The sequence below is a fragment of the Brevundimonas sp. 1080 genome, assembly GCF_040545985.1.
Taxonomy (GTDB): domain Bacteria; phylum Pseudomonadota; class Alphaproteobacteria; order Caulobacterales; family Caulobacteraceae; genus Brevundimonas.
The window spans coordinates 389962-415446 of sequence record NZ_JBEPMW010000003.1; the positions used below are offsets into that span (position 1 = coordinate 389962).

Below are 25485 nucleotides of genomic sequence, written 5' to 3' on the forward strand. Positions count from 1 at the left end.
GGAAGGCGGCGGTCATGGCGATTTTTAAGCGCAAGACCGCCGAGGCGGCGGGCTCCGTTCCCGCCTCTCCCGCCCGACGTCCCATCTGCCTTGCACTTCAGGGCGGCGGCGCACACGGCGCGTTTCAATGGGGCGTGCTGGATCGTCTGTTGGAAGACGATCGTCTGGATATTCGCGCGGTGTCCGGCGTCTCAGCGGGAGCGATGAACGGCACGGCCTTGGTGTCGGGCCTAGCGTCAGGGGATGGCCACGCCGCGTTGGACAAGCTCTGGCGAGAGGTGAACCAGTCCGGCGGTCGCAACGTCTTTGGAGACAGTGCGCTCTGGAATACGGCGCGGACGCCGGACTGGATCAAGGATAGCCCATTGTGGCGCGCGGGCGAGACGCTGGCAATGTCGATGAGCCCGTATGAATTCAATCCGCTGAACCACAATCCTCTCAAACGAGTTTTGCAGGCCTCGGTCGATTTCGGCGCCGTTCAGGCCTCGGACATCCGGCTTTTCGTCGCCGCCACCGCTGTGCGCCAGGCGAAACCGCGCATCTTCCAGACGAATGAGATCAACGCCGATGTCCTGATGGCGTCGGCCTGCCTGCCTCATCTGTTTCAAGCCGTAGAGATCGACGGGGAGCCCTATTGGGACGGCGGCTATCTGACCAATCCGCCGCTGTGGCCGTTGACCGGAGATGACACGCCGGACGACGTGCTGTTGATCACACTCAATCCGATGGTGCGCGACGAGACGCCTAAAAGCGCAGGCGACATCGTCGATCGGCTGAACGAGATCGTCTTCAACGCGCCGCTGGTCGCCGCACTGCGCGCCATCGCCCTGGCGGGTGAACTGATCGAACATGGGCAGTTGAAAGGCGGCGGCGCCGGGCCTTATCGGCACGTCCGACTGCACGCCATTGAGGCGGACGGCTGGCTCTCGGACCTGTCGCTGCGATCCAAGTTCAACACCGAATGGGGTTTCCTCAACGACCTGAAGGCGCGGGGACGTGCGGCCGCCGACGATTGGTTGAACGCGTGCCTGGGCAGCGTCGGACGCCAGTCCAGCGTCGATCTTCAAGCCCGCTTCGGCTAGCCGACGAAGCCTGCGGCGCGGCGCAGACGGTCGTTGATGGCTTCACCCAGTCCCATCGTCGGAATCGGCGACACGGCGATACCCGTCGGCCGTGTGCGGTCGGCCTCGCGCAGCAGTCGGAACAGATTGGCGGCGGCTTCGCGCAGGTCGCCCGACGGGCTCAGACTCCAGCGCAGCTCACCGGCGTCAGGGCCAAAGCCGAGCAGGATCTCGCCGTCACGCGCAGCGCCGGCCTCGATGCGAACCGGAGCATCCGGTGCATAGTGCAGGGTCAGTCGCCCGGGCGAACGATGCCCCTCTACTCCTTCTTCAATGGGACCAACGACCGCCTCGATCTCGGATCGGGTGATGGCGCCGGGACGCAGCAGGGCGACCCGTCCCCCCAGCACCGACACGACCGTGCTTTCCAGACCGACCTGGCAAGGCCCGCCATCGACAGCCGCTGAGACCGCAAAGCCCGTCTCCTCGACAGCATCCGTGAAGGTCGTCGGGCTCGGTCGGCCGGAACGATTGGCCGAGGGGGCTACGACAGGGCCGCCGAACGCCGCCAACACTTCCCTCGCCACCGGATGCGCCGGAACGCGGATCGCGACGCTGTCCAATCCGGCGCGCGACAAGTCGCAGACCCTGCGCGTGTCCAGGATTGGCGTGATCAGGGTGAGGGGTCCGGGCCAGAAGGCATCCGCCAGGGCAAGTCCGAGCGGACCAAGCTCGCCAATCTTGGCCGCCGCATCGACATCCACGACATGGGAAATTAGCGGATTGAACTTCGGCCGTCCTTTTGCGGCGAAGATGGCGGCGACCGCCTCGGCATTGCTGGCGTCGGCGCCCAGTCCGTAAACGGTCTCGGTCGGCAGCAGGATCAGATCGCCGTTCGCCAGCGCCCGAGCGGCTTGCAGCGGCGTTTGGCTCACGGTCGGCGCGGGATGATCGGGATCATCCGGTGCAGCACATTGTCCCGATCAATGAACTGATGCTTGAGCGCCGCGATCACATGCAGGGCGATCAAGACATAGAGACCCTTCACCGCCAGTTCGTGCAGCCCCATCAGGCTGCGCGCCGTTTCGCGCCCGCCGCCGACGGGCAAGAGGGGCCAGGAGAAGAGGCCGAACCACTCGATCGCCCGCCCGCCGGCCGATGATGCGAGCCAACCGGTCATCGGAATGACGATCAGGGCCAGATAGAACAGGACGTGCGTCGCGCGCGCCGCCACCTTCTGCCAGCGCGGCAAGGCCGACGGCAAAGGAATCGCCGGATGCGCCAGGCGCCATCCGATCCGCGCAAGGGTCAGCACCAGGATCGTCAGACCCAGCGACTTGTGCAGCATGACGAACTGGCCCGAAATCGGCCCTTCCGTATTCTCATGCGCGGTGATCAGCAGCACCTGCGCCAGAACGGCGGCGGCGATGCCCCAATGCATCAGCAGGGAAACGACCGAATATCGATTGCGGGGCTCGCCCATGTCTTCCCTTCCGCGACGGCACGGCGTCACCATGCATTCAGCCACTTTGCACTGAGACGGGGCGCGTCGCCAAGACGCTTGCAGCGACAGGCCCCGACGCGGCACTTAGGCCGCAAAGACGATTGAGGAAACCCATGACCTATCGCGCGCCCGTTCGAGACCTGGCCTTCACCCTGGAATCCGTCGCCGGCATGGCCGACGTGGCCGCAACCGGCGCCTTTCCCGACTATGACGCCGACGTCGCCGGCGCCGTTCTGGAGGCGGCGGGACAATTCTCCGAAGAGGTGCTGGCGCCGCTGAACAGGATTGGGGATCAGAAGGGCTCGACCTACGCCAACGGCGCCGTCACCGCCGCGCCAGGATTCGCCGACGCCTATCGCCAGTTCGCGGCCGGCGGCTGGACCGGGCTGTCGGCTTCGACCGAAGCGGGCGGACAGGCCCTGCCCAAGGCGCTGGAACTGGCGGCCTATGAGACCGTCCATGCCGCCAACATGGCGTTCGGCCTGTGCCCCATGCTGTCGCTGGCCTCGATCGAGGCGCTGGAGCAAGTGGGAACGGAAGAGCAGAAGGCCAAATATCTGACCAAACTGGTCAGCGGCGAATGGACCGGCGCCATGGTGCTGACCGAGCCGGGCGCCGGATCGGACCTGGGTTCGCTGATCACCACGGCGACGCCGAACGGCGACGGGACCTATGCGCTGAACGGGCAGAAGATCTACATCACCTGGGGCGACCACGACGCGACCGACAACATCGTCCATCTGGTGCTGGCCCGCCTGCCGGACGCGCCCAAGGGCCCCAAGGGCATCAGCCTGTTTCTGGCGTCGAAGTTTGCGGTGAAGGAAGACGGCACGCTGGGCGACCGTAACGCCTTCCGCCCGGTCGGCGTCGAGCACAAGCTGGGCATCCACGCCTCGCCGACCTGCGTCATGAGCTATGAGGGGGCGACCGCCGAACTGGTCGGTCAGCCGAACCAGGGCCTTGCCCATATGTTCGTGATGATGAACGCGGCGCGCCTGGCGGTCGGCGTCGAGGGCGTCGGCATCGCCGAACGCGCCTATCAGCACGCTCTCGCCTATGCCTTGGACCGTCGCCAGGGTCGTTCGGTCTGGACCGGCGAGACCAACGCCCCGATCTTTGACCATCCCGACGTGCGCCGCATGCTCAGCGTCATGAAGGCCAAGATCTCGGCGGCGCGCGCCGTGTGCCTGTCGACCGGCGTCGCCGCCGATCTGGCCCGGCACGCCGGGACCGACGAGGAACGTCGCCATTGGAAGGGACGCGAGGACCTGTTCACGCCGATCGCCAAGGCCTGGTCCACCGATATCGGCTGCGAGGTCGCCTCGATGGGCGTCCAGATCCACGGCGGCATGGGCTTCATCGAGGAGACCGGCGCGGCGCAATACTATCGCGACGCCCGCATCGCCCCGATCTACGAAGGCACCAACGGCATTCAGGCCATGGATCTGGTCGGTCGCAAACTGTCGATGGACGGCGGCGATGCAGCCAAGGCGCTGATCGCGGACATGAAGGCGACGCTGGTCGATCTCGGAAAGCTCTACAGCGGCAAGCCGGTCGAACGGTTCGCCACCGCCATCGAGGCGGTCGAGGACGCGACCCTGTGGCTGCTGGATCAGAAGGCCGATCCGAACGCGGCGGCCGATGTGCTGGCGGCGGCCGACGCCTATCTGAAACTGCTGGGTGACGTGGCCGGCGGCTGGATGCTGGCGAAGGGCGCGCTGGCGGCCAAGGCGAAGCTGGACGCCAACGATGGTGATCCGGTTTGGCTGCAGGGCAAGCTGGACCTCTACGAAGTCTATGCCGCCAATGTGCTGGGCCACGTCTCCAGCCGTCTGGCGGCCGTGGGTCAGGGCGGCGACCTGCTGCGGCGCATGACGGTAGACGCGCTGGCCGGATGATCGGCTTGGCGTTTCTTCGTTTGACGTAGATGGGGCCGGACCTTCAAGGTCCGCCCCTCAAACAAGCAGGGAGCGTCCGATGAATCGTCGGCAACTGATCATGTCCACGGCGGCGACCGCCCTCGCCGTCTCGGCCTCCCCTGCGCTCGCCCGTCAGTCCACCGGATTCCCCATGCCTCAGCCGCCCGTCGCCAAGAAAATCCCTGTCGTCATCGAACAGCTGGGCCGCACCCGGACCGACGACTATCAGTGGATGAAGGACGACAATTGGCAGGCGGTCCTGCGCGATCCGACCCTGATCAAGGCCGAGGTCAAGGAGCACCTGACCGCCGAGAACGCCTACCGCGAGGCCATGATGGCTTCCACCCTACCCTTGCAGGAGACGATGTTCAGCGAGATGCGCGGTCGCATCAAGGAAGACGACAGCTCGGTTCCCGCGCCGGATGGCGGCTGGAACTACTATGTCGAATACCAGACCGGCGATCAGCACCCTCGCTACATGCGCGTCGAGCGTCAGGGCACCTGGATGGTGGATGGTCAGCCGGTGACCAAAAACTTCGTCATGGCGCCCACGCCTCAACTGCTGCTGGACGCCAACGAACTGGCCAAGGGTAAGGCCTATTCGGAAGTGTCCGCCGCGAGCCACAGCCCGGATCACAGCCTGTTCGCCTATGCCGAGGACGCCCAGGGGTCCGAGGTTCACAAGATCTACGTCAAGGATCTGGCGACCGGCGAGGTGCTGCCCGAGGTGATCGACAGCGCCACCGGCGACTTTGTCTTCTCGCCGGACAGCCAGTGGATCTTCTGGACTAACCGCGACGACAACGGCCGCCCGGACAAGATCTTCCGTCGTCCGGCGCGCGGCGGCGAGACCACCCTGGTCTATGAGGAAGCCGACGACGGCATGTTCATCGGCGTCGGTCGCACCGCCGACGACCAGTTCATCGTCATCGGCATCCAGAACCAGGAAACGTCGGAGGCGCGCTATATTCCCGCCGCCACGCCGACGGCCGAGCCCGTCGTGCTGGAGCCGCGCGTGGTGGCGACCCGCTACGACGTCGATCACTGGGGCGACCGCTGGGTGATCCGCACCAATGCGGACGAGGCCATCGATTTCAAGATCGTCCAGGCCCCGACCGCGACGCCGGCCAAGGCGAACTGGACCGATCTGGTGCCGCACACTCCGGGCCGCTTCATCGAAGGCCTGGACCTGACGAATGATCACCTGGCGCGTCAGGAACGCGCAGACGCCAACACCCGCATCATCATCCGCGACCGGGCCGGCGCCGAGCATGAGATCGCAGTCGACGAACCGGCCTTCGCCCTGTCGCTGGCCGGCGCCTCTGAATACGAGACGACGACCACCCGCTACACCTACAACTCGCCGTCTACGCCGACGCAGACGTTCGACTACGACATGGCGTCGCGCGAGCGGACCCTGCGCAAAACGCAGCAGATTCCGTCCGGTCACAATATCGAGGACTATGTGGTCGAGCGGCTGAACGCGCCGGCTTCGGACGGCCAGTTGGTGCCGGTGACAGTGCTGCGCCGCAAATCGACGCCCGTCGATGGTTCGGCGCCCCTGCTGCTCTACGGATACGGCTCCTACGGCATCCCCATGCCGGCCAGCTTCTCGACCAACCGGCTGTCGCTGGTCGATCGCGGCTGGATCTACGCTATCGCCCATATTCGCGGCGGTTCAGACAAGGGCTGGGGCTGGTTCCTCGACGCCCGGAAGATGACGAAGAAGAACACCTTCACCGACTTCATCGCCTCCGCCGAACACCTGATCGACAAGAAGTACGCCACGGCCGGAAACATTGTCGCTCAGGGCGGATCGGCGGGCGGTCTGCTAATGGGCGCGGTCAACAACATGCGGCCCGACCTGTGGGCCGGGATCATCGGTCAGGTGCCGTTCGTGGACGTGATCAACACCATGAGCGACACCTCCCTGCCGCTGACGCCGCCGGAATGGCCCGAGTGGGGTAATCCGATCGAGGACCCGGCCGCCTACGACTATATGATGAGCTACAGCCCCTACGATCAGGTCGAGCCGAAAGCCTATCCGGCGGTGCTGGCGACGGGCGGTCTGTCCGATCCGCGCGTCACCTACTGGGAGCCGGAGAAGTGGGTGGCCAAGCTGCGACCCGCGACCACCTCGGGCAAGCCGGTGCTGCTGAAGATCAATATGGAGGCCGGTCACGGCGGCGCGGCCGGCCGGTTCGACTATCTGAAGGAAGTCGCCCACGACTACGCCTTCGCGGTCTGGGCCATCCATAAGGGCTGGGAGCACGCGTGAGCGCACTGACGGTTCGCGACGCCTGTCCCGACGACATTGCGGCGATCACGGCCATCTATGCCGAAAGTGTCGCCAATGGTCGCGGCACTTTCGAGCTGGAGGCGCCCGACGAGACCGAGATGGCCGCACGGCTCGCCGCCGTCGCGGCCCTGTGCCTGCCGCGACTGGTGGTCGAGATCGACGGCGAGGTCGCCGGATACGCCTATGCCGGGCCGTTTCGCACGCGTCGGGCCTATCGCTACATGGTCGAGGACTCGATCTACGTCGCGCCATGGGCCAGGGGACGCGGTGTCGCCGGCGCCCTGCTCGATGCGTTGATCGTTCGGTGCGAAGTGATGGGTCTTCGTCAGATGGTCGCGGTCATCGGTGATGCGGAGAACGTCGGCTCAATCGCCCTGCACCGCACGCGCGGCTTCACCGACGCCGGGGTCTTCAAAGCGGCCGGCTGGAAGCACGACGACTGGCGCGACGTGGTGTTCATGCAGCGGGCGCTGGGCGATGGCGGCGCCACTGCGCCCGACGCGGCGGGTCTGCCGCTTGTCGACAAGAAGCCGCTGCGCTGACGCGTTGCGGCGTCATCACCCGACGCCTATCCTGACGCCGTGAAGATCGTTCAATCCCTGTTGCTGCTGATCGGCGCCCTGTCGGTGCTGGCGCTCGGCGCGGTCGGCGCCTTGGCGTCGCCGGCGACCGCCGCGCCTTGCCATGAGACAGGCCATGAGACAGGCCAGTCCTCGCCCGACCAGACCCCGAACCATGCGCCCAAGGCCATGAAGGCGATGATCTGCTGCGTCGCCTGCGTCGCGGTACCGACGCTGGACCCCGCGCCGGTTTCCGGTCCGACCCTGTCGCCGTCGCGCATCGCCGCGGTTCCGACTGCCTTGCCGGCCGGGCAACGGCTGGCGCCCGAACCCGGACCACCCCGCCCCCTGATCGTCTGACACACCTCGCGCCTCTCGCAAGGCGCACTCCGTCACGATCATCAGAGGAGGCCTTGAATGGCTATCCGTACTCTCGTCGGCGCCTGCGCCAGCGCTTCCCTGCTCGCCCTGGCTCAGGCCGCGGCGGCGCAGGATCACTCTCACCATGCGTCGAGCAAGCCCGCTGCCGATCCGCACGCGGGTCACGACATGCCAATGTCATCCGCCGAACCGATGACCGATCACGCCAGCATGGGTCACACGATGACCAGCCCGTATGGCCCTTGGCCCATCAACCGCGACGCCTCCGGCACCGGCTGGCAACCCGATGCGGGCGAGCACGGCGGCATCCACACCGTCCGTGGCGACTGGATGGTGATGACCCACGCCATGCTGAACCTGGTCTATGACACCCAGTCCGGACCGCGCGGCGGCGACAAGACCTTCGTCGCCGGCATGCTGATGACCTCGGCGCGGCGTGACTTCGACGACGGCTCAAAGCTGAACCTGCGCGCCATGCTCAGCCCGGACCCTTTGATGGGCAAGTCTGGCTATCCACTGTTGCTGGCGGCGGGCGAGACGGCGGACGGCGTCAATCCTCTGGTCGATCGCCAGCACCCGCACGACTTCTTCATGGAGCTGTCGGCCAGCTATTCGAAGCGTCTGTCCGATAAGGACAGCGTTTACGGCTATATCGGCCTGCCCGGCGAACCTGCCTTCGGCCCGCCCGCCTTCATGCACCGCATGAGCGCGATGGACAGTCCTGAGGCGCCGATCACCCACCACTGGCTGGATTCGACCCACATCGTCTTCGGTGTGACCACCCTGGGCTGGGCGCACGACCGCTTCAAGATCGAGACCTCGGCTTTCAAGGGACGCGAACCGGATGAGGAGCGCTGGGGCATCGATCCGCCACGGCTGGACAGTTGGTCCGTTCGCGCCGCCTGGAACCTAAACGACGACTGGTCGCTGCAGGCCTCCTACGCCGATGTCTCCGCGCCAGAACAGCTGGAGCCCGACGAGGACGAGACGAAATGGTCGGCTAGCGCCATCCACACCCGCCGTCTGGGCGATGACGGCTGGTGGTCCTCGAGCCTGGCCTGGGGTCGCAAGACCAACGACCACGGCGAATCGAAGGACGGCTGGTTGCTGGAATCGGCGATCCATCCAAACGACCGCTGGACGGTCTTTGCCCGCGCCGAGCGGATCGAGACGGATGAACTGCTTCCCGGCGTCGGCGGCGGCCATGGCCCGCTCTACACGGTGGGCAAGGCGTCGGTCGGCGTGGTCCGCGACTGGCGGATCGCCGAACACGTCCGGTTCGGCCTCGGCGGTCTCTATGCCATGAATCGCGTGCCGACGGCGTTGGAGCCTCTGTATGGCGGCGATCCCGACGGGGCGATGCTCTTCGTGCGGCTGAAGATCGACTGATCTAGCTCAAGGCCTGTCCGGCTTCGGCCGGGCGGGCCGGCGGCTGCTCCAGAAGCCGCAGCGCTTCATAGCCGACCAGGACCACGCCGAGCACGAGCATCAGCGCTCCGGCGATCAGCACCAGGCGCACGTGCCGGTGCAGGTGATAAAGCAACTCGCCGATCATCGACGGTCCCGCCGCATTCGGATCGTGCCAATTCGATCCGTCCCGGACAGTCTACTGCAAAACGCGGACCTGATGGAGTCCGTCAGAACCGCGTTCCGTCAGACGAGGCGGCTCTGCACCACGGCTGCGCCGATGAAGCTGGCGAACAGCGGGTGCGGCGCAAACGGACGGCTCTTCAGCTCGGGGTGATACTGAACGCCGATGAACCAGGGGTGGTCCGGGCGTTCAACCGTCTCAGGCAGAACGCCGTCAGGCGACAGACCGGCGAAGACCAGCCCGCCCTTCTGCTCGATCGCCTCGCGATAGTTGATGTTGACCTCGTAGCGGTGGCGGTGACGCTCGCTGATCGCGGTTGAGCCGTAGATCTCGGCAATCTTGGACCCGGCTGTCAGAGTCGAATCATAGGCGCCGAGCCGCATGGTGCCGCCCAAGTCGCCGCCCTGCTGACGCAGGACGCGTTGGTTGCCTTGGGTCCATTCGGTCATCAGGCCGACGACCGGCTCGGCGGTCGGGCCGAACTCGGTAGACGAGGCCTTGGGATAGCCGGCCAGGTTCCGCGCCGCCTCGATCACCGCCATCTGCATGCCAAAGCAGATCCCGAAGTAAGGGATGTTGCGCTCACGGGCGAAGCGGGCCGCCTCGATCTTGCCTTCCGAGCCGCGCTCGCCGAAGCCGCCGGGCACCAGGACGGCGTGCGCACCCTGAAGACGCTCCTCGCAGGCTTCGGGATCGCCTTCGAAGGTGTCGGCCTCGACCCAGTCGATGTTGACCTTGACGTTGTTCGCCACGCCCCCGTGATGCAGGGCCTCGATCAGCGACTTATAGGCATCCTTCAGGACGGTGTATTTGCCGACCACGGCGATGGTCACCTCGCCGTCGGGCTGCAGGCGGCGACGCGCGATCTCTTGCCAGCCGGTCAGATCCGGCTCGGGCGCATCGTTGATGCCGAAGTGCGCCAGGACTTCGCGGTCCAGACCCTCGCGGTGATAGTCCAGCGGCACGGCATAGATGTCGGCGGAGTCCATTGCTTGAATGACGCCGCTTTCGCGCACGTTGCAGAACTGGCCGATCTTGCGCTTCTCTTCGGCCGGGATCGGCTGCTCGCAGCGGCACAGCAGGATGTCCGGCTGGATGCCGATGGAGCGCAGTTCCTTGACCGAGTGCTGGGTCGGCTTGGTCTTCATCTCGCCGGCCGTCTTGATGAACGGCAGCAGCGTCAGATGGACGAAGCAGCTCTGGCCGCGCGGCAGGTCCTGCCCTAGCTGGCGGATCGCCTCGAAGAAGGGCAGGCCCTCGATGTCGCCGACCGTGCCGCCGATCTCGACCAGAACGAAATCGACGTCTTCGCCCGCGTCCGTCAGGGCAGGCGTCAGGCAAAACGATTTGATCTGGTCGGTGACGTGCGGAATGACCTGCACCGTGGCGCCCAGATAGTCGCCGCGACGCTCCTTCTCCAGAATGGTCGAATAGATGCGGCCGGTCGTGATGTTGTCGGACTTGGCCGCCGACACGCCGGTGAACCGCTCGTAGTGGCCCAGGTCCAGGTCGGTCTCGGCGCCATCGTCGGTCACGAAGACCTCGCCGTGCTGATACGGGCTCATCGTGCCCGGATCGACGTTCAGATAGGGGTCAAGCTTGCGCAGGCGGACCTTGTAGCCGCGCGCCTGCAAAAGAGCGCCGAGAGCGGCGGAGGCGAGGCCTTTTCCTAGCGAGGAAACCACGCCGCCGGTGATGAACACATAGCGAGCCATGGGGGGACACCTTACTCCATGATTCGCGGCTCGGTCATGCCGCCGTCGAATCGAACTGTTGATCAAAAGAAGAAAGCGCGCCCTGCGGCGCGCTTTCTGAAACTCGGGTCTTTGTCGGAGCCTTACTGGGCGGGCTGTTGGGCCGGCGCCGGAGCGGTGGAGGCCGACGGCAGGCTGGCTTCCAGATCATCCAGCGAAGGCGTCGCCGGCTTGGCCGGCGCAGCGGGCTGTTGCTGGGCGGGCTGTTGCGTCTGGGTCTGCGGCGTCGTGGCCAGCGAACCCACGGCGTCGGCGTCGATGCCGGACACCGAAGCGCGGTCCATATTGCCGACAACCGTCAGAATGATCGTCAGGGCGAACAGCGCGGCCGCCAGCCACCAGGTGGTGACGGTCAGCAAGTTGCCGGCGCCGCGTGCGGTCATGAAGCCCGACGGACCGCCGCCCATGCCCAGGGCGCCGCCCTCGGACTTCTGAAGCAGGACAATGCCCGTCAGCGCGATGGCGACGATGATGATGGCGACGAGCAGGATGGTCTGGAGCATGGCGTCATTCATGTGGGCGCGGATCTGCGCCGATCAAGCGGCGGCCTCTATCATCGAAGCGCGCCAGGGGCAAACGTCACGCGGCGGCGTTGACGATCGGCATGAAGTCCTCGGCCTTCAAGGACGCGCCGCCGACCAGGGCGCCGCCGACTTCCGGCGTAGCCAGAATGTCGCGCGCATTCTCCGGTTTGACCGAACCGCCATACAGAATGGGCGCGGTGCGAGCGCCGTCTCCCAGCTTTGCGACGATGGCGGCGCGCACGGCGGCATGGACCTCGGCGATCTGATCCAGCGTGGGGGTCAGGCCCGTGCCGATGGCCCAGACGGGTTCATAGGCCACCGCAAAGTCCCGCTCGGCCAAGCTGGACGGCAGCGAGCCCGCGACCTGGCCCGACACGACGGCGATGGCGTCGCCCGCTTCCCGCTGCTGCAGTGTTTCACCGACGCACACGATGGGCTCTAGCCCGGCGGCGATGGCGGCCTCGACCTTGGCGGCGACGTCCGCATCGGTCTCGCCGAAAGCGGAGCGGCGTTCGGAATGCCCCAGAATCACCACGGTCGCGCCGGCGTCGACCAACATTTCGGCCGACACCGAGCCGGTGAAGGCGCCGGCGGGCTTCTCATGACAGTCCTGACCGCCCACGGCCACGCCGCTGCCCGCCAAGGCGGACTGCATGCGGTCGATCAGCGTCGCCGGCGGGCACAACACAACACGGCATCCCTGCCCCGTCGTACCGACGGCGTCCCTGATGGCTTCAGCCTGCGCCAGGGCGGCCGAGACGCCGTTCATCTTCCAATTGCCGACGATCATCTTCACGGATTGTTTCATGGCCGCCTGTCTAAAAGGCGAAAACCGCCAAGCCAAGAGGCGCCGCCGCAATCCGGACACGAAGCCATCCTTGCAGCGGCGACCCCGGCCCGACTATACGCGACGATTGACGCCAACATCGGCCAGTCCCGGGTTTTCGAATGCTCACCGCCTTCCGCGCCTTCTCTCGATCCAAATGGGCGGCCGCCCTGCTTGTCCTGATTGCGATCAGCTTCGTGATCGTCGGCGCGCGGATGGACGTCTTCTCCAACCTGGGACCGAAGCACGTCATCGATGCGGGCGACCGTTCGATGAACGAGGCCGAGTTCCGCACCGCCTTCGATCAGGTGCGTGAACGGCTGCAGCAGCAGGTCGGCCGCCCCCTGACGAACCAGGAGCTGGTTGCGGAAAACATCCACGTCCGCTTCCTGACCGAGCAGACGCAGCAGCTGGGCTTCCTGAACTGGGCTTACAAGGCCGGCATCCGCCCGGGTAAGGAACTGATCGTCAAGCAGATCCGCCAGATCCCGGCCTTCTTCAACTCGGTCACCGGCCAGTTCGACCAGCAGGCCTATGAGGCTGCACTTGCGCAACAGAACCTGACCCCGGCCATGCTGGAACAGGACCTGCGCGACCAATACGCGACGGAGCATTTCGGCGCCGCCGTCTTCGCCGGCGCCCGCGTGCCGCGCATCTATGGCGCGCTGCTGGCCGGATCGGCCTTCGAAAGCCGCGATGGTCGTTGGTTCGAGGTGACCCCGGCGATGGCTGGTCAGATCCCCGCCCCGACCGATGCCCAGTTGAACGCCTTCATCCAAGAGAACGCCGACCGCCTGCGCGCGCCCGAGCTCCGCATGGTGTCGGTGGTCCTGTTCACGCCTGAGGCTTCGGCCAATGCGCCGATCTCGGAAGACCGCATCCGCGAGCGTTTCGAGTTCAAGAAGGACACCCTGAGCAAGCCCGAGACGCGCTCCTTCGTCACCCTGACCGCCCCGAACCGCGAGACGGCACAGAAGATCGCCGCCGCCCTGCGCGCGGGCCAATCGCCCGCCGACGTCGGTAGAGCCAACAATATCACTCCGGCCGCCTTCAACGAGACCCCTCGCTCGGCCATCGGCGACGCCGCGACCGCAGCCGCCGTCTTCGGCCTGCAAGCCAATCAGGTGTCCAATCCGGTCCAGGCTGGTGTCGGCTTCGCCGTCGCCAAGGTCACGGCCGTCCAACCCGCCGCGCCCGCCACGCTGGACGGCGCTCGCGAGGAGCTGATCCAGGAACTGCGCGCCGAGGACGTGAAGACGCAGACCTACGCCAAGGTCGAGAAGTACGAAGCCGCCCGCACGGCCGGCAAGAACCTGGCTGACGCCGCGCGTGAGGCCGGCGGTCGTATCGTCGATCTGCCGCCCTTCACGAAGGACGGCAAGCTGCCGAACGGTCAGGCGCTGAACGCCCCTCCGCAAATCTTCGAGACGGCCTGGAGCCTGACCAAGGGCGGCGAGAGCGACGTCATCGACGCCGGTCAGGGCCAGTATTTCGCCGTGCGCGTCAACGACATCCGCCCGTCGGCCCTGCCGACCCTGGCCGAGGTGCGCGAGCCCCTGGCCGCCCAATGGATCCAGCGGGAGACCATGCGTCGCCTTTCCGCGAAGGCTGAAGAGCTGACGACCCGCGTGCGCAATGGCGAGGACATCGCCGCGGTCGCCCGCTCGGTCAATGCGCCGCTGACCGTGCGCACAGGCGTCATCCGCAACCAGCAGACCCAGGAAGCCCTGGGTCAGGGCGTGCTTCAGGGCCTGTTCGGCCAGTCCAAGGGCCAGGCCTTCTCGCAGCCGGCGTCGCAGACCTCCTATGTGGTCGGCCGCGTCGATAACGTCCGCGCCGCCAATCCGGCCGTAGCCGGTCCGCTGGCCGAGCAGGTCCGCCCGCGCCTGACCCAGGAGTTGGTGCAGGCCATGGTCGAATCGTCCGTCTCGGCGGGCGCCCAACGCTCCAAGGCCAAGAACGACCCGGCCCAGGCGCTGTCGGCCCTGGGTCTGTCGGGTGGCGCAACGCCCGCCGCACCGGCGCAATGACCGACGACGTTTCGCGCGACATCACCTTCGACGCCTTCGCCGCCGGCCTTTCGGCAGGTCGGCCGCAGGTTCTGGTTCGACGGGTCATCGACGACCTGGAAACCCCGGTCTCGGCCTATCTGAAGCTGGGGCGTGATCGGCCGTACGCCTGTCTGCTGGAATCGGTCGAGGGCGGCGCGGTCAAGGGACGCTACTCCATCCTGACGCTGGATCCCGATGTGGTCTGGCGTTGTCGATCCAACGCGGCGGAACTGTCGCGCGGCTCGAACATAGCAGAGGGTCGCTTTACGGCCGACCCCCTGCCGGCGCTGCAATCCCTGCGCGCGCTGATCGCGGCGTCGAAGTTCGATCTGCCGGAGGGATTGCCGCCGATGGCCGCCGGCCTGTTCGGCGTCTTCGGCTACGACATGGTGCGCCTGCTGGAACCGCTGGGTGCGCCAAACCCCGATCCGCTCGATCTGCCCGACGCCGTGCTGACGCGGCCGGCGCTGGTGGCCATCTTCGATTCGGTCCGCCACGAGATCGTTCTGGTGTCGGCCGCCTATCCCGACGCCGGCATCGCCGCGCAAGAGGCGTTTGACGCCGCGACGGCGCGGCTGGACGCGTTCGAGACGGCCTTGCGCGAACCCCTGCCCGTCCGCGCCGCCCCTCAGGAAACGCCGCCTCCCGTCTTCACCTCGCCGGTGGACGAGCCGGCCTTCGGCGAGATGGTCGCCAGGGCCAAGGACTACATCGGCGCCGGCGACATCTTCCAGGTCGTTCTTAGCCACCGCTTTTCAGCCCCGTGGACTGACGATCCCTTCGCCTTCTATCGCTCGCTGCGTCGCCAGAACCCGTCGCCCTATCTGTTCTATCTGAACTTCGAAGGCTTCCAGCTCGCCGGCTCCAGCCCCGAGATCCTGGTTCGCCTGAAGGACGGCGAGGTCACGATTAGGCCGCTGGCTGGCACCCGCATGCGCGGTGCGACGCCAGAGGCGGACAAGGCGCTTGAAGCGGAACTGCTGGCCGATCCGAAAGAGCTGGCCGAGCACCTGATGCTGCTGGACCTGGGCCGCAACGATGTTGGCCGCGTCGCGGCGCCCGGCACGGTCGAGGTCACCGAGAGCTTCGTCGTCGAACGCTACAGCCAGGTCATGCACATCGTCTCCAACGTGCGCGGCAAGGCTGATCCCAGGCTGGATGCGGTGGACACGCTGCTGGCCGCCCTGCCGGCCGGCACCCTGTCGGGCGCGCCCAAGGTGCGCGCGATGGAGATCATTGACGAACTGGAAAGCGAAAAGCGCGGCGTCGGTTATGGCGGCGGCGTCGGCTATATTTCGGCCGGCGGCGAGGCGGACATATGCATCACCCTGCGCACCGCCCTGTTCGCTGACGACAGGATCTTCGTTCAGGCCGGGGCCGGCGTCGTCGCCGACAGCGATCCTGCGGCCGAATATGCCGAGACCCAGCACAAGGCGCGCGCGCCGATGCGGGCGGCGGAGGACGCCTGGCGCTTTAGGACCGGCAATCGCTAGCGCGAAATCGTCATCGCCGGGTCGTTTAACTGCACGCCGGGCCCGATGATGACGACGCCCGCCATCAAAACCGCCGCAGTCGCTGCGAGCGCGGCTGCACCAAGCGCGGCGACGGGGTTGGGCTTGGTTTCGACCACGACCAGCTTCGCCTTGGCGGCGGCGATCTTGGCGGCGATGTCTTTTTCAGCGGCGAGTTTCACCCGCCCAGTCCTAGTCCCGTCGAGTTAAAATGCGCTTTAAGGCCGCGCCCGCTTGGCGCGGACGCGCGTCGCGCCTAGAAGCCAAGCCATGATCCTCGTCGTCGATAACTACGACAGCTTCACCTACAACCTCGTCCACTACCTCGCGGAGTTGGGCGCGCCGACGCATGTGGTGCGCAACGACGACCTGTCGGTGGACGAGGCGTGGGCGCTGAACCCCGCCGCCGTTCTGCTGTCGCCCGGCCCGTGCGCGCCCGATCAGGCGGGCATCTGCCTGCCGTTGATCTCGACCGCGCCAGAATCGATGCCGATTCTGGGCGTGTGCCTGGGTCATCAGGCCATCGGCCAGGCCTTCGGCGGCGACGTCATCCGCGCCAAGACCCTGATGCACGGCAAGACCTCGCCGATCCTGCACGAGGGCCAGAGCGTCTTTGCCGGCCTGCCCTCGCCCTTCACCGCCACACGCTATCACTCGCTGGCGGTCAAGCGCGAAACCCTGCCCGACCACCTTGAGGTCACCGCCTGGACCGCCGACGGCGAGATCATGGGTTTGCAGCATCGCACCCGCCCGATCCACGGCGTTCAGTTCCACCCGGAATCCATCGCCACCGAACACGGTCATGACATGCTGGCCAACTTCCTCGAGATCGCCGGCGTAAAGCGCCTCGCGGCCGCCTGACCGTGGGCGACGGGTTCAAGCCGATCCTCGCCCGGCTGGTCGAGGGCCATCCCCTGACGTCGCAGCAGGCGCACGACTTCTTCGCCGCCTGCCTGCGCGGCGAGCCGACCCCGTCGCAGGTCGCCGCCGCCGTCACCGCCATGCGGATGCGCGGCGAGACCGTTGACGAAATCGCCGCCTTCGCGGGCGCGATGCGTGAAGCCGCGCTGACGCTGGATCATCCCTATGAGGTGATCGACACCTGCGGCACCGGGGGCGACGGTCAGCACACCTACAATATCTCGACTGCCGCAGCCCTGGTTCTGGCCGGAGCCGGTCTTAAGGTCGCCAAGCACGGCAATCGGGCGATGTCTTCGAAATCAGGCTCTTCCGACGTCTTGTCGATCCTGGGCGTGAACCTGATGGCGTCGCAGGCGCAGCAGAAGAAGGCGCTGGACGAGGCCGGTATCTGCTTTCTGTTCGCGCCGGCCTATCACGGGGCGATGCGTCATGTCGGACCGGTGCGAGCCGAGATTGGTTTTCGCACTGTCTTCAACCTGTTGGGCCCGCTTTCAAACCCGGCGTCTGCAAGGCGACAGGTCATGGGCGTCTATGATCCGCGCCTGCTGGAGCCGCTGGCCGAGGTGCTGGGCCGGCTTGGCGCCACCCGGGCCTGGACCGTTCACGGCCAAGGCCTGGACGAACTGGCGACTTCCGGCCCCACGGACGTCGCCGAATGGAAGGACGGCGCGGTTCGCCGCTTTCAGGTCACGCCTGAGGACGCCGGCCTGTCGCGCGCCTCTATCGCAGACATCCGTGGCGGCGACGCCGAAGAGAACGCCGTCGCCCTGCGCGCGCTTCTGGCCGGCGCGGCCGGACCCTACCGCGACATCGTGCTGCTGAACGCCGCCGCCGCCCTCGTCGTGTCCGATCGCGCGGTCGATCTGGCCGACGGCGCCGCGCTCGCCGCTGCCGCCATCGACGACGGTCGAGCCGCCGAGGCGCTGGATCGCCTGGCCCGCATCACCTCCACGCCGCTGGAAAGCGAAGAGCCCGCATGACCGACGTTTTGGACCGTATCGCCGCCTACAAGCGCGAGGACGTCGCCGCCCGCAAGGCGGCGACGTCAAAGGACGCGATCGAAGCCCTGGCCCGCGCCGCATCGACCCCGCGCGGCTTTCGCGCCGCCTTGGAACGCGTCGGAGAGGAAACCGGTCGTCCCGCCCTGATCGCCGAGATCAAAAAGGCCAGCCCGTCCAAGGGCCTGATCCGGCCCGATTTCGATCCGCCGGCCTTGGCCCGCGCCTATGAGGCCGGCGGCGCGGCCTGTCTGTCCGTGCTGACCGATGGCCCCAGCTTCGAGGGCGACGACGCCTATCTGGGCCAGGCTCGCGAGGCCGTCGCCCTGCCCTGCCTGCGCAAGGATTTCCTGGTCGATCCCTGGCAGGTCGCCGAAAGCCGCGCCCTTGGCGCCGACTGCATCCTGATCATCCTCGCCATGATCGATGACAGCCTGGCCGCTGAACTGCTGTCGGAAGCCGAACGCTTTGGCATGGACGCGCTCATCGAGACCCACGACGAGGAAGAAATGGCGCGCGCCTGTGCGCTCGGCGGCGATCTGGTTGGGGTCAACAATCGCTCGCTGCGCACGTTCGAGGTCGATCTGGAAACCACGGAGCGGCTGTCCATGCTCAGCCCCGTGCGCGCTCTGCTGGTCGCAGAGAGCGGCATCTTTACGCCCGACGACGTGGCGCGCGTCTCGGCTGCCCATGCCCAGGCGATCCTGGTCGGCGAGAGCCTGATGCGTCAGGCCGATGTCGAGGCGGCGACCCGTCAGTTACTGGCCGCCTGACCGACACGCGGCGGCAAGCCTCGCCGTTAAGTTGACATTAGCAAGGAACACTTACAGAACATCGACAAATGTTCACGGCCCGTTCCGATTCGTCGGCGGGCGCATGAGGGCCTGGCGATGCTCACGCGCAAACAGCACGAACTGCTGATGTTCATCCATGAACGCATCCAGGAGACCGGCGTCTCCCCTTCGTTCGACGAGATGAAGGAGGCGCTCGATCTGGCTTCCAAGTCCGGCATTCACCGGCTCATTACGGCGCTGGAGGAACGCGGCTTCATCCGCCGTCTCGCTCACCGCGCTCGCGCTTTGGAAGTCACGAAACTGCCCGAACAGGCGACGGCCGGCGCGCCGCGCGGTCGCGCCGGGTTCAAGCCCGACGTCATCGAGGGCGGCGGCGGTGTCAGACCTGCGGCTCCGATGGCGGCCAACGACACCCGCGAACTGCCGCTGATGGGCAAGATCGCCGCCGGCACGCCGATCGACGCGATCGAGCATGAAACCGCCCGCTATCCGGTTCCGGAATCGATGCTGGGTTCTGGCGAGCACTACCTGCTGGAGATCGAAGGCGACTCCATGATCGAAGCCGGTATCCTGAACGGCGACATGGTGGTGATCAAATCGACCGACAACGCCGCCTCCGGCGAGATCGTGGTGGCTTTGGTGGAGGGCGAGCAGGCGACGCTGAAGCGCCTTCGCAAGAAGGGGGCGTCGATCGCGCTGGAACCCGCCAACCGCAACTACGAGACCAAAATCTACGGCTCCGATCAGGTCGCCGTGCAGGGTAAGCTGGTCGGCCTCATGCGCCGGTATCACTGACCTCCGGATCGGACTGACGCGTCCAGGGGCGGTCGCCGCGAACGTCGGCCGTCCACACCGCGCGCCACCGGTTCGGTTCGCCCGAACTGTCGCGCCACAACTCCACCGCCCCGCCGCGCGCAAAGTCCACGCCGTCCAAAACAAGGCGATCCTGACAGGCGCTTGGAATTGAAGTGACGACGGCGCGGACGCTGACGACGGGGGCTGCGCGGCATAAGGCCTCAATCTGATCGGAGCTCGGCGACTTTCGCCCCCACCAGATCGCCACGGGCCCCGCCTCATGGGTGTCCGGTCGACAGGAGAAGCGGTCGCAGACCCAGCCCGTCTCCGACCGGTCCGTCATCGTCAGCCCCCGTCTTCGTGACCAGAGATCGACTGCAAATTCGCGCACGCCAGGCCGCACGACGACCGCCTGATCACGCTGAAAGGCGGCGTTGGTTCCGCCATCGCCAATCCAGAGGTCCGGCGTCGGTTCACGCGGCCAGATCAGGACGGCGGCTGCGAAGGGCAGTCCCAACCAGCGCAGGCGGCCCTGCCACAGACAGACGAACAATACGCCCAGAAAGGCGACCGGCAGGACATAGTTCGGCGCGCTGGCGACCGTTTTGACCGCGCCGGGCAATCCCGCCGTCCAGGCGCCGATGGCCAGCATCAGATCCACGCCCCATCCCGCAACCGCCAGGAACGGTCCCCCCAGCCCCAAGGGTTCCAGCGCTGCGCCCAAGGCCAGCGCGGGCATCAGGATGAAGTCCGCCACAGGCGACGTGCCGAGATTGGCGAGCAGTCCGTACATGGCGGTGCGGTTGAAATGCTGCATGGCGAACGGTGCCGTCGCCAATCCGGCGACGACGCTGGCCGCCACAGCCGCCGTGAGCCACCCGCCTAACCGTTGGACTGCCAAAATCGGCCAGGGCGCGGATATTTCGCGCGGGCGCTTCGGCCAGGCCTCGACCAAGGCGACCAAGGCCGCCGTCGCCGCGAACGACATCTGGAAGCCCGGCGTGACGATGGCTTCAGGCTGAATGGCCAAAACAATGAAGGCCGCGACGGCCAGCCCATGCATCGTCACCGCCTGTCGATCCAGCAGGATGGCCAGAAAGGCGATGGAGGCGGTGATGGCGGCCCGCTCGGCCGGGGGCGGCGCGCCCGAAACCACCAGATAGACCCCGACCGCCGTCAGGCCCGCCAAGGCCGCGACCTTTTTGCCGTGAACCCGCAGGGCCAACCAGGGCCAGGCCGCCACGCCCAGACGCACCGCGAAGAAGACGAACCCGCCGACGATGGCCATATGCAGCCCTGACACCGACAGGATGTGCGCCAGGCCGGAATCGCGCATCACGTCCATGTCCTCCTGACTGATCCAGGTTTCGTGACTGGTCGTCATGGCGGCGGCGATCCCGCCGGTCCGTTCGCCGAGTCTTGCCACGATCCGCTCGGCCAGTGCGAAGCGGGCGCCGTTGACCGCCATTTCAAGTCGAAGTCGCCACGGCGGCGCGGCAAGCTCGGCCCCACTCGTTTCGCCCAAGGCGAACGCCACGCCTCCCATGCCTTGGAAGAAGGCGTTCCGGCCGAAGTCGTAGGCGCCAGGGCTGGCCGGCGCAGGCGGCGGATTCAGAATGCCAAACAAGCGGATCGCTTCGCCGGGCCGCGGCGGCTCGCCCCGCACCGTCGCCCGCAAGCGCACCGGCGTCTGCTCTGGCGTCAGTCCGCGGATCCAGACCGGCGCAATCACGACCCGCGCGCCTCGCTGCCCCGGGCTGTCGACATCGACAACCCAGGCTTCGATCACGGTCGGTTCGCTGAGGGCGGGCGCGATCGGCGCGGCGACGGCTTGGGTGCGCACCTTGGCCGCCGCCAGCCCGCCTGACGCGCAGGCCACCATCAACAGCAGCCAGGTCAGACGTCGCGACCAGCCGCGCCGTCGCGCCACGACCCACAGCCCAATGGCCAAGGCGGCGCCCAGCGACAGGGGCCACAAGACTGGCTCGGCTCGCAGGGCGAAATAGACGCCTCCGCCCGCTCCGAATGCGACCGGCGCCCATAGCCGCCATCTCAGGGTCTGGGCGGCGACCTCGGCGTGCAGCCAGGCGCGCAATCGCGCAGCGGGGGTAGGTTTTGCCGCATCGGGGCGTATAAGGGCCTCGCTTACGGACCCATCCCCCATGACCTCACCTTCCTCGACTGTCGTCACCCGCTTCGCCCCCTCGCCGACAGGCTATCTGCATATCGGCGGAGCGAGAACCGCTTTGTTCAACTGGCTGTACGCCAAGAGACACGCTGGACGTTTCCTGATCCGGGTCGAGGACACCGACCGTGAACGCTCGACGGATGAGGCGGTGAAGGCCATTTTCGACGGCCTGAGCTGGCTGGAGCTGTTCGCCGACGACGAGCCGGTGTTCCAGTTCAGCCGGGCCGACCGCCACCGCGAGGTGGTCGATCAACTGCTCGAAACCGGCCACGCCTACCGCGACTTCACCTCGGCCGGGGAGACCGGTCGTCTGCGTGACGAGGCCAAGGCCGAAAAGCGCACTTTCGAATCGCCCTGGCGCGACCGCGAGCCGACCGTCGACGATCTGGCCTCGCCGCACGTCGTGCGCTTCCGTCGGCCAAAGGCGACGACGGTCACGGTGGCCGATGAGGTCCAGGGCGACGTGAACTGGTCCACCGACGACCTGGACGATCTGGTGCTGCTGCGTTCGGACGGCGCGCCGACCTATAATCTCGCCGTCGTCGTGGACGACCACGACATGGGCGTGACCCACGTCATTCGCGGCGACGACCATCTGAACAACGCCGCGCGCCAGAGCCTGATCTACGATGCGCTGGGCTGGACGCGGCCGACCTTCGCCCACATCCCCCTGATCCACGGCCCAGACGGCGCCAAGCTGTCGAAGCGTCACGGCGCCCAGGCGGTGCATGAATACGCCGAGATGGGCTACTTGCCTGAGGCCATGCGCAACTATCTGGCCCGCCTGGGCTGGGCGCACGGCGACGACGAACTGTTCAGTGACGCACAGGCCATCGAATGGTTCGATCTCGTCGGCATCGGCAAGGCGCCGGCCCGTCTGGATTTCGACAAACTGGCCCACGTCAATTCGCACTGGCTGCGTCTCGCCGACGATGAACGGCTCGCCAAGCTGACGCTGGATGCGCATCTGCAGAAGGGTCACGCCTTGGCGGAGGCGGACGAAGCCCGCCTCCAGCGCGCCATGCCTTTCGTCAAGGATCGCGCCAAGACGATCCTCGATCTGGCCGACCAAACCGCCTTCGTACTGAAATCGCGCCCGCTGACCCTGGACGACAAGGCGAAGGCGCTGCTGTCCGGTGAGACTCTGGATCGCCTCGCCCGCCTTCGCGAGCGGCTATCCCTGTTCCAATCCTGGGACGTCTTCGCGCTGGAAGTCGAGCTCAAGGCCTTTGCGGAATCCGAGGGCGTTGGGTTTGGGAAAATCGGCCCGCCGATGCGCGCGGCGCTTACCGCAGGGTCAACATCACCTGATATTGCACGAACTTTGTCGGCTCTTGGGCGCGACGAAAGTCTCGGGCGCTTGGATGATGCGCTGCAACAGACTAAGTGATCACCCACAAACCAAAAAGCGGCCGACGCCTCCCCGCGCCTGGACGTGTGATGCAAAGGGGCATTCATGACTGAACAAGCCAAACCCGCCGGCTCGGCGACCCTGTCCTTCGAGGACAAGACGATCGAGTTGCCGGTCCTTTCGGGCTCCACCGGCCCGGACGTCATCGACATCCGCAAACTCTATGCGGGAACGGGCGCCTTCACCTTCGATCCCGGCTTCACCTCAACGGCGGCCTGTGAATCGGCGCTGACCTACATCGACGGCGACGCCGGCGTGCTGCTGCACCGCGGCTATCCGATCGACCAGCTGGCGTCGAAGTCGAACTTCGTGGAAGTCTGTCACCTGCTGCTGCACGGCGAACTGCCGACCGCCGCCCAGTACGAAAAGTTCGAAAACAGCATCACCACCCACACGATGCTGCACAGCCAGTTCGATCGCTTCTTCGAAGGCTTCCGCCGCGACGCCCACCCGATGGCGATCATGGTCGGCACCGTCGGCGCCCTGTCGGCCTTCTATCACGACAGCCTAGACATCCACGATCCGATCCAGCGTGACATCTCGGCCATTCGCCTGATCGCCAAGATGCCCACGATCGCGGCCCGCGCCTACAAATATCATATCGGCCAGCCGTTCGTGTCGCCGCGCAACGACCTGTCCTACGCCGAAAACTTCCTGCGCATGTGCTTCGCCGTTCCGGCCGAGGACTATCATGTCGATCCGGCCCTGGTTCGCGCCATGGACCGCATCTTCACCCTGCACGCCGACCACGAACAGAACGCCTCGACCTCGACCGTGCGTCTGGCCGGTTCGTCGGGCGCCAATCCATTCGCCTGTATCGCCGCCGGCATCGCCTGCCTGTGGGGCCCGTCGCACGGCGGCGCCAACGAAGAGGCGCTGACGATGCTCAAGGAAATCGGCACCCCGGACAAGATCCCGGAGTTCATCCAGGGCGTGAAGGACCGCAAGTACAAGCTGATGGGCTTCGGCCACCGCGTGTACAAGAACTACGATCCGCGCGCGAAGGTCATGCAGCAGTCGGCCTATGAAGTGCTGGCCGCCACGGGCCGCGAAAACGATCCGCTGTTCCTGGTCGCGAAGGAGTTGGAGAAGGTCGCCCTGTCGGACGAATACTTCACCTCGCGCAAGCTGTTCCCGAACGTCGACTTCTATTCGGGCATCACCCTGTCGGCGATGGGCTTCCCGACCACCATGTTCACCGTCCTGTTCGCCCTGGCCCGCACCGTGGGCTGGATCTCGCAGTGGCAGGAAATGATGGCCGATCCGTCGCAGAAGATCGGTCGCCCGCGTCAGCTCTACACGGGCCCGACCCAGCGCGATTACGTGCCGATCGAACAGCGCGGCTGAGACGGAGGGCAGAATGCAGAACGCCGGGGAGACATCCCCGGCGTTTTTCTTTGTCGTCAGACCAGCTTCAGATCCGCGAAACGGGCAGCCAGATCATCCAGATCGCGGTGCATATGCGCCACGCCGATCGCAGCAGCCCCCAGAGCCACGTCGTCGCCCTCGACGGCCATGGACAGGGCCAGGCTTTGGTCGATCGCGCCCATGGGTTGGGCGGCCTTGCCTTGAGACAGCGCCTTGAGTTGCTCCACCGCGCGCTCCGCGTCCTGCGACCAGGGATCCAGCCTGGCGCCGGCGCCCTCGGCCTGGAAACCGCGCCCCAGGATGACAATGTCGCTGCGCACGCGCCAGAAGGCGCGCACGAGCGCGGCTCGATCCGCCGTCTCACGTTGCGGGCCGGGCAGATCGATGACGTTCTTGGCGGACTGACCCAACGCATCCAGCCGCCGCTTCAGATCGGCATGACGGCGCGAGATCTCGGAGGCATCCTCCGGGACGGCCTTTGATACCAAAGCCAACAGCCTCGCCGCTTCGCCCGCCGCCTCGCGCGCCTGAAGCTTGAAGGATTGCCTGGCATGGCGCGGAAACAGGGCCAGGATCGCCAGAACCCCGACGCCGCTGCCGACCAGGATTTCCATCACCCGATCCAGCGCGAGAGACGCCGGCCCTTCCGCACCCGTCCCACCGGCGATGACGATCGTCGCCGTGACGGGTGCGACCTTCAGCCATGGCCGCCCGGCTGCGAAAAAGGCCAGCAGCCCCGCGGATACAGCGATGCTCAGGGCCATGCTTTCCAGGCCCGGCGGGCGAAGGAAGGCGAAGACCGCCCCTGCCAGCGCTCCGGTCGCCGTGCCGATGGCCCGGTCACGCGCAACGGTGAGGACGCCGCCGCCGACGCTCGCCTGGATGACGACGATGGCGGAAATCACGCTCCAGTAAGGGTGCGGCAGGTTCAGCCAGGTCGCGAGGTAGAGCGCGGCCATCGCGCCCACCGCCATCTGCAGCGCGGCGCGGACCTCGGCCGCACGTCGCGGACTGAGCGCCCGCGCCATC

23 protein-coding genes are annotated in these 25485 nt (G+C 66.6%); 14 read left to right on the plus strand and 9 right to left on the minus strand.

Features of this window, described 5'->3' with window-relative positions; genetic code table 11:
* Window positions 1–14: 14 nt before the first annotated feature.
* On the plus strand, window positions 15–1082 hold the full coding sequence (locus ABIC32_RS12540; protein WP_354074396.1) for a patatin-like phospholipase family protein: 1068 nt from the start codon (window positions 15–17) through the stop codon (window positions 1080–1082).
* On the opposite strand, the gene ABIC32_RS12545 is transcribed toward ABIC32_RS12540, so the two are convergent.
* Entirely contained in the window at window positions 1079–1996 is a 918-nt protein-coding gene (locus tag ABIC32_RS12545) for an L-threonylcarbamoyladenylate synthase (RefSeq protein WP_354074397.1), read from the minus strand. The two genes, ABIC32_RS12540 and ABIC32_RS12545, sit on opposite strands and share 4 nt — an antisense overlap.
* Window positions 1993–2544 (minus strand): cytochrome b, encoded by a 552-nt coding sequence (locus ABIC32_RS12550; RefSeq protein ID WP_137721589.1) that lies wholly within the window; start codon window positions 2542–2544, stop codon window positions 1993–1995. The genes ABIC32_RS12545 and ABIC32_RS12550 overlap by 4 nt, the downstream gene beginning before the upstream one ends.
* 134 nt (window positions 2545–2678) lie before the next feature.
* Between ABIC32_RS12550 and ABIC32_RS12555 the strand changes: the two genes are divergently transcribed.
* The 5 genes from ABIC32_RS12555 to ABIC32_RS12575 all read left to right on the plus strand — a co-directional run bounded on the left by ABIC32_RS12555 (window position 2679) and on the right by ABIC32_RS12575 (window position 9113).
* Window positions 2679–4463 (plus strand): acyl-CoA dehydrogenase, encoded by a 1785-nt coding sequence (locus tag ABIC32_RS12555; RefSeq protein ID WP_354074398.1) that lies wholly within the window; start codon window positions 2679–2681, stop codon window positions 4461–4463.
* A gap of 79 nt (window positions 4464–4542) precedes the next feature.
* Window positions 4543–6762 carry a S9 family peptidase gene (locus ABIC32_RS12560; protein WP_354074399.1) on the plus strand — a complete coding sequence of 740 codons (2220 nt, stop codon included), beginning with the start codon at window positions 4543–4545 and terminating at the stop codon, window positions 6760–6762.
* On the plus strand, window positions 6759–7325 hold the full coding sequence (locus tag ABIC32_RS12565) for a GNAT family N-acetyltransferase (RefSeq protein ID WP_354074400.1): 567 nt from the start codon (window positions 6759–6761) through the stop codon (window positions 7323–7325). Before ABIC32_RS12560 ends, ABIC32_RS12565 begins: the two co-directional genes overlap by 4 nt.
* Before the next feature lie 39 nt (window positions 7326–7364).
* Window positions 7365–7703 carry a hypothetical protein gene (locus ABIC32_RS12570; protein ID WP_199060305.1) on the plus strand — a complete coding sequence of 113 codons (339 nt, stop codon included), beginning with the start codon at window positions 7365–7367 and terminating at the stop codon, window positions 7701–7703.
* 57 nt (window positions 7704–7760) lie between these two features.
* Window positions 7761–9113, plus strand: coding sequence for a hypothetical protein (locus tag ABIC32_RS12575; protein WP_354074401.1), 1353 nt, complete (start codon window positions 7761–7763; stop codon window positions 9111–9113).
* Between the two features lies 1 nt (window position 9114).
* Here ABIC32_RS12575 and ABIC32_RS12580 read toward each other — a convergent pair whose 3' ends face one another.
* The 4 genes from ABIC32_RS12580 to tpiA all read right to left on the minus strand — a co-directional run bounded on the left by ABIC32_RS12580 (window position 9115) and on the right by tpiA (window position 12401).
* On the minus strand, window positions 9115–9279 hold the full coding sequence (locus ABIC32_RS12580; protein ID WP_199060303.1) for a hypothetical protein: 165 nt from the start codon (window positions 9277–9279) through the stop codon (window positions 9115–9117).
* 98 nt (window positions 9280–9377) lie between these two features.
* Complete coding sequence (pyrG, locus tag ABIC32_RS12585) at window positions 9378–11030, minus strand: CTP synthase (RefSeq protein WP_066551592.1); 1653 nt, start codon at window positions 11028–11030, stop codon at window positions 9378–9380.
* A gap of 122 nt (window positions 11031–11152) precedes the next feature.
* Window positions 11153–11584 carry a preprotein translocase subunit SecG gene (gene secG / locus ABIC32_RS12590; protein WP_017503940.1) on the minus strand — a complete coding sequence of 144 codons (432 nt, stop codon included), beginning with the start codon at window positions 11582–11584 and terminating at the stop codon, window positions 11153–11155.
* Between the two features lie 64 nt (window positions 11585–11648).
* Window positions 11649–12401 carry a triose-phosphate isomerase gene (tpiA, locus tag ABIC32_RS12595; RefSeq protein WP_295191470.1) on the minus strand — a complete coding sequence of 251 codons (753 nt, stop codon included), beginning with the start codon at window positions 12399–12401 and terminating at the stop codon, window positions 11649–11651.
* A gap of 140 nt (window positions 12402–12541) precedes the next feature.
* Between tpiA and ABIC32_RS12600 the strand changes: the two genes are divergently transcribed.
* On the plus strand, window positions 12542–14449 hold the full coding sequence (locus ABIC32_RS12600; RefSeq protein WP_354074403.1) for a peptidylprolyl isomerase: 1908 nt from the start codon (window positions 12542–12544) through the stop codon (window positions 14447–14449).
* Complete coding sequence (gene trpE, locus ABIC32_RS12605; RefSeq protein ID WP_354074404.1) at window positions 14446–15963, plus strand: anthranilate synthase component I; 1518 nt, start codon at window positions 14446–14448, stop codon at window positions 15961–15963. The genes ABIC32_RS12600 and trpE overlap by 4 nt, the downstream gene beginning before the upstream one ends.
* Here the strand turns inward: trpE and ABIC32_RS12610 are convergent.
* On the minus strand, window positions 15960–16163 hold the full coding sequence (locus tag ABIC32_RS12610; protein WP_354074405.1) for a peptidoglycan-binding protein: 204 nt from the start codon (window positions 16161–16163) through the stop codon (window positions 15960–15962). The two genes, trpE and ABIC32_RS12610, sit on opposite strands and share 4 nt — an antisense overlap.
* An 88-nt stretch (window positions 16164–16251) precedes the next feature.
* Between ABIC32_RS12610 and ABIC32_RS12615 the strand changes: the two genes are divergently transcribed.
* The 4 genes from ABIC32_RS12615 (at window position 16252) to lexA (ending at window position 19489) form a co-directional block, all read left to right on the plus strand.
* A complete protein-coding gene (locus tag ABIC32_RS12615; protein WP_354074406.1) occupies window positions 16252–16842 on the plus strand; it encodes an anthranilate synthase component II in 591 nt (196 codons plus the stop codon).
* Between the two features lie 2 nt (window positions 16843–16844).
* Window positions 16845–17882, plus strand: coding sequence for an anthranilate phosphoribosyltransferase (gene trpD / locus ABIC32_RS12620; RefSeq protein WP_354074407.1), 1038 nt, complete (start codon window positions 16845–16847; stop codon window positions 17880–17882).
* Complete coding sequence (trpC, locus tag ABIC32_RS12625) at window positions 17879–18673, plus strand: indole-3-glycerol phosphate synthase TrpC (RefSeq protein ID WP_354074408.1); 795 nt, start codon at window positions 17879–17881, stop codon at window positions 18671–18673. Before trpD ends, trpC begins: the two co-directional genes overlap by 4 nt.
* A gap of 117 nt (window positions 18674–18790) precedes the next feature.
* A complete protein-coding gene (gene lexA / locus ABIC32_RS12630; RefSeq protein ID WP_039247444.1) occupies window positions 18791–19489 on the plus strand; it encodes a transcriptional repressor LexA in 699 nt (232 codons plus the stop codon).
* Here lexA and ABIC32_RS12635 read toward each other — a convergent pair.
* Window positions 19470–21653: a ComEC/Rec2 family competence protein gene (locus ABIC32_RS12635; protein ID WP_354074409.1), complete on the minus strand. Its 2184-nt coding sequence runs from the start codon at window positions 21651–21653 to the stop codon at window positions 19470–19472. The genes lexA and ABIC32_RS12635 overlap by 20 nt on opposite strands.
* Between ABIC32_RS12635 and gltX the strand changes: the two genes are divergently transcribed.
* Together gltX and gltA are read left to right on the plus strand one after the other, a co-directional pair.
* Window positions 21652–23067, plus strand: coding sequence for a glutamate--tRNA ligase (gene gltX / locus ABIC32_RS12640; RefSeq protein ID WP_354074410.1), 1416 nt, complete (start codon window positions 21652–21654; stop codon window positions 23065–23067). The genes ABIC32_RS12635 and gltX overlap by 2 nt on opposite strands.
* Window positions 23068–23133: 66 nt before the next feature.
* Window positions 23134–24435 (plus strand): citrate synthase, encoded by a 1302-nt coding sequence (gene gltA, locus ABIC32_RS12645; RefSeq protein WP_045811199.1) that lies wholly within the window; start codon window positions 23134–23136, stop codon window positions 24433–24435.
* 56 nt (window positions 24436–24491) lie between these two features.
* Here the strand turns inward: gltA and ABIC32_RS12650 are convergent, their stop codons facing one another.
* On the minus strand, window positions 24492–25484 hold the full coding sequence (locus tag ABIC32_RS12650) for an FUSC family protein (protein ID WP_354074411.1): 993 nt from the start codon (window positions 25482–25484) through the stop codon (window positions 24492–24494).
* Window position 25485: the final 1 nt, after the last annotated feature.

Excerpts from the sequence above, each read along its gene's own strand:
- ABIC32_RS12540 (WP_354074396.1), top strand. The coding sequence starts at position 15 with ATGGCGATTTTTAAGCGCAAGACCGCCGAGGCGGCGGGCTCCGTTCCC.
- pyrG (WP_066551592.1), bottom strand. The coding sequence starts at position 11,030 with ATGGCTCGCTATGTGTTCATCACCGGCGGCGTGGTTTCCTCGCTAGGA.
- ABIC32_RS12560 (WP_354074399.1), top strand. The coding sequence starts at position 4,543 with ATGAATCGTCGGCAACTGATCATGTCCACGGCGGCGACCGCCCTCGCC.
- ABIC32_RS12635 (WP_354074409.1), bottom strand. The coding sequence starts at position 21,653 with ATGGGGGATGGGTCCGTAAGCGAGGCCCTTATACGCCCCGATGCGGCA.
- gltX (WP_354074410.1), top strand. The coding sequence starts at position 21,652 with ATGACCTCACCTTCCTCGACTGTCGTCACCCGCTTCGCCCCCTCGCCG.
- ABIC32_RS12550 (WP_137721589.1), bottom strand. The coding sequence starts at position 2,544 with ATGGGCGAGCCCCGCAATCGATATTCGGTCGTTTCCCTGCTGATGCAT.
- ABIC32_RS12555 (WP_354074398.1), top strand. The coding sequence starts at position 2,679 with ATGACCTATCGCGCGCCCGTTCGAGACCTGGCCTTCACCCTGGAATCC.
- ABIC32_RS12580 (WP_199060303.1), bottom strand. The coding sequence starts at position 9,279 with ATGATCGGCGAGTTGCTTTATCACCTGCACCGGCACGTGCGCCTGGTG.
- ABIC32_RS12575 (WP_354074401.1), top strand. The coding sequence starts at position 7,761 with ATGGCTATCCGTACTCTCGTCGGCGCCTGCGCCAGCGCTTCCCTGCTC.
- trpE (WP_354074404.1), top strand. The coding sequence starts at position 14,446 with ATGACCGACGACGTTTCGCGCGACATCACCTTCGACGCCTTCGCCGCC.
- gltA (WP_045811199.1), top strand. The coding sequence starts at position 23,134 with ATGACTGAACAAGCCAAACCCGCCGGCTCGGCGACCCTGTCCTTCGAG.
- ABIC32_RS12615 (WP_354074406.1), top strand. The coding sequence starts at position 16,252 with ATGATCCTCGTCGTCGATAACTACGACAGCTTCACCTACAACCTCGTC.
- trpC (WP_354074408.1), top strand. The coding sequence starts at position 17,879 with ATGACCGACGTTTTGGACCGTATCGCCGCCTACAAGCGCGAGGACGTC.
- ABIC32_RS12600 (WP_354074403.1), top strand. The coding sequence starts at position 12,542 with ATGCTCACCGCCTTCCGCGCCTTCTCTCGATCCAAATGGGCGGCCGCC.
- tpiA (WP_295191470.1), bottom strand. The coding sequence starts at position 12,401 with ATGAAACAATCCGTGAAGATGATCGTCGGCAATTGGAAGATGAACGGC.
- lexA (WP_039247444.1), top strand. The coding sequence starts at position 18,791 with ATGCTCACGCGCAAACAGCACGAACTGCTGATGTTCATCCATGAACGC.
- ABIC32_RS12650 (WP_354074411.1), bottom strand. The coding sequence starts at position 25,484 with ATGGCGCGGGCGCTCAGTCCGCGACGTGCGGCCGAGGTCCGCGCCGCG.
- secG (WP_017503940.1), bottom strand. The coding sequence starts at position 11,584 with ATGAATGACGCCATGCTCCAGACCATCCTGCTCGTCGCCATCATCATC.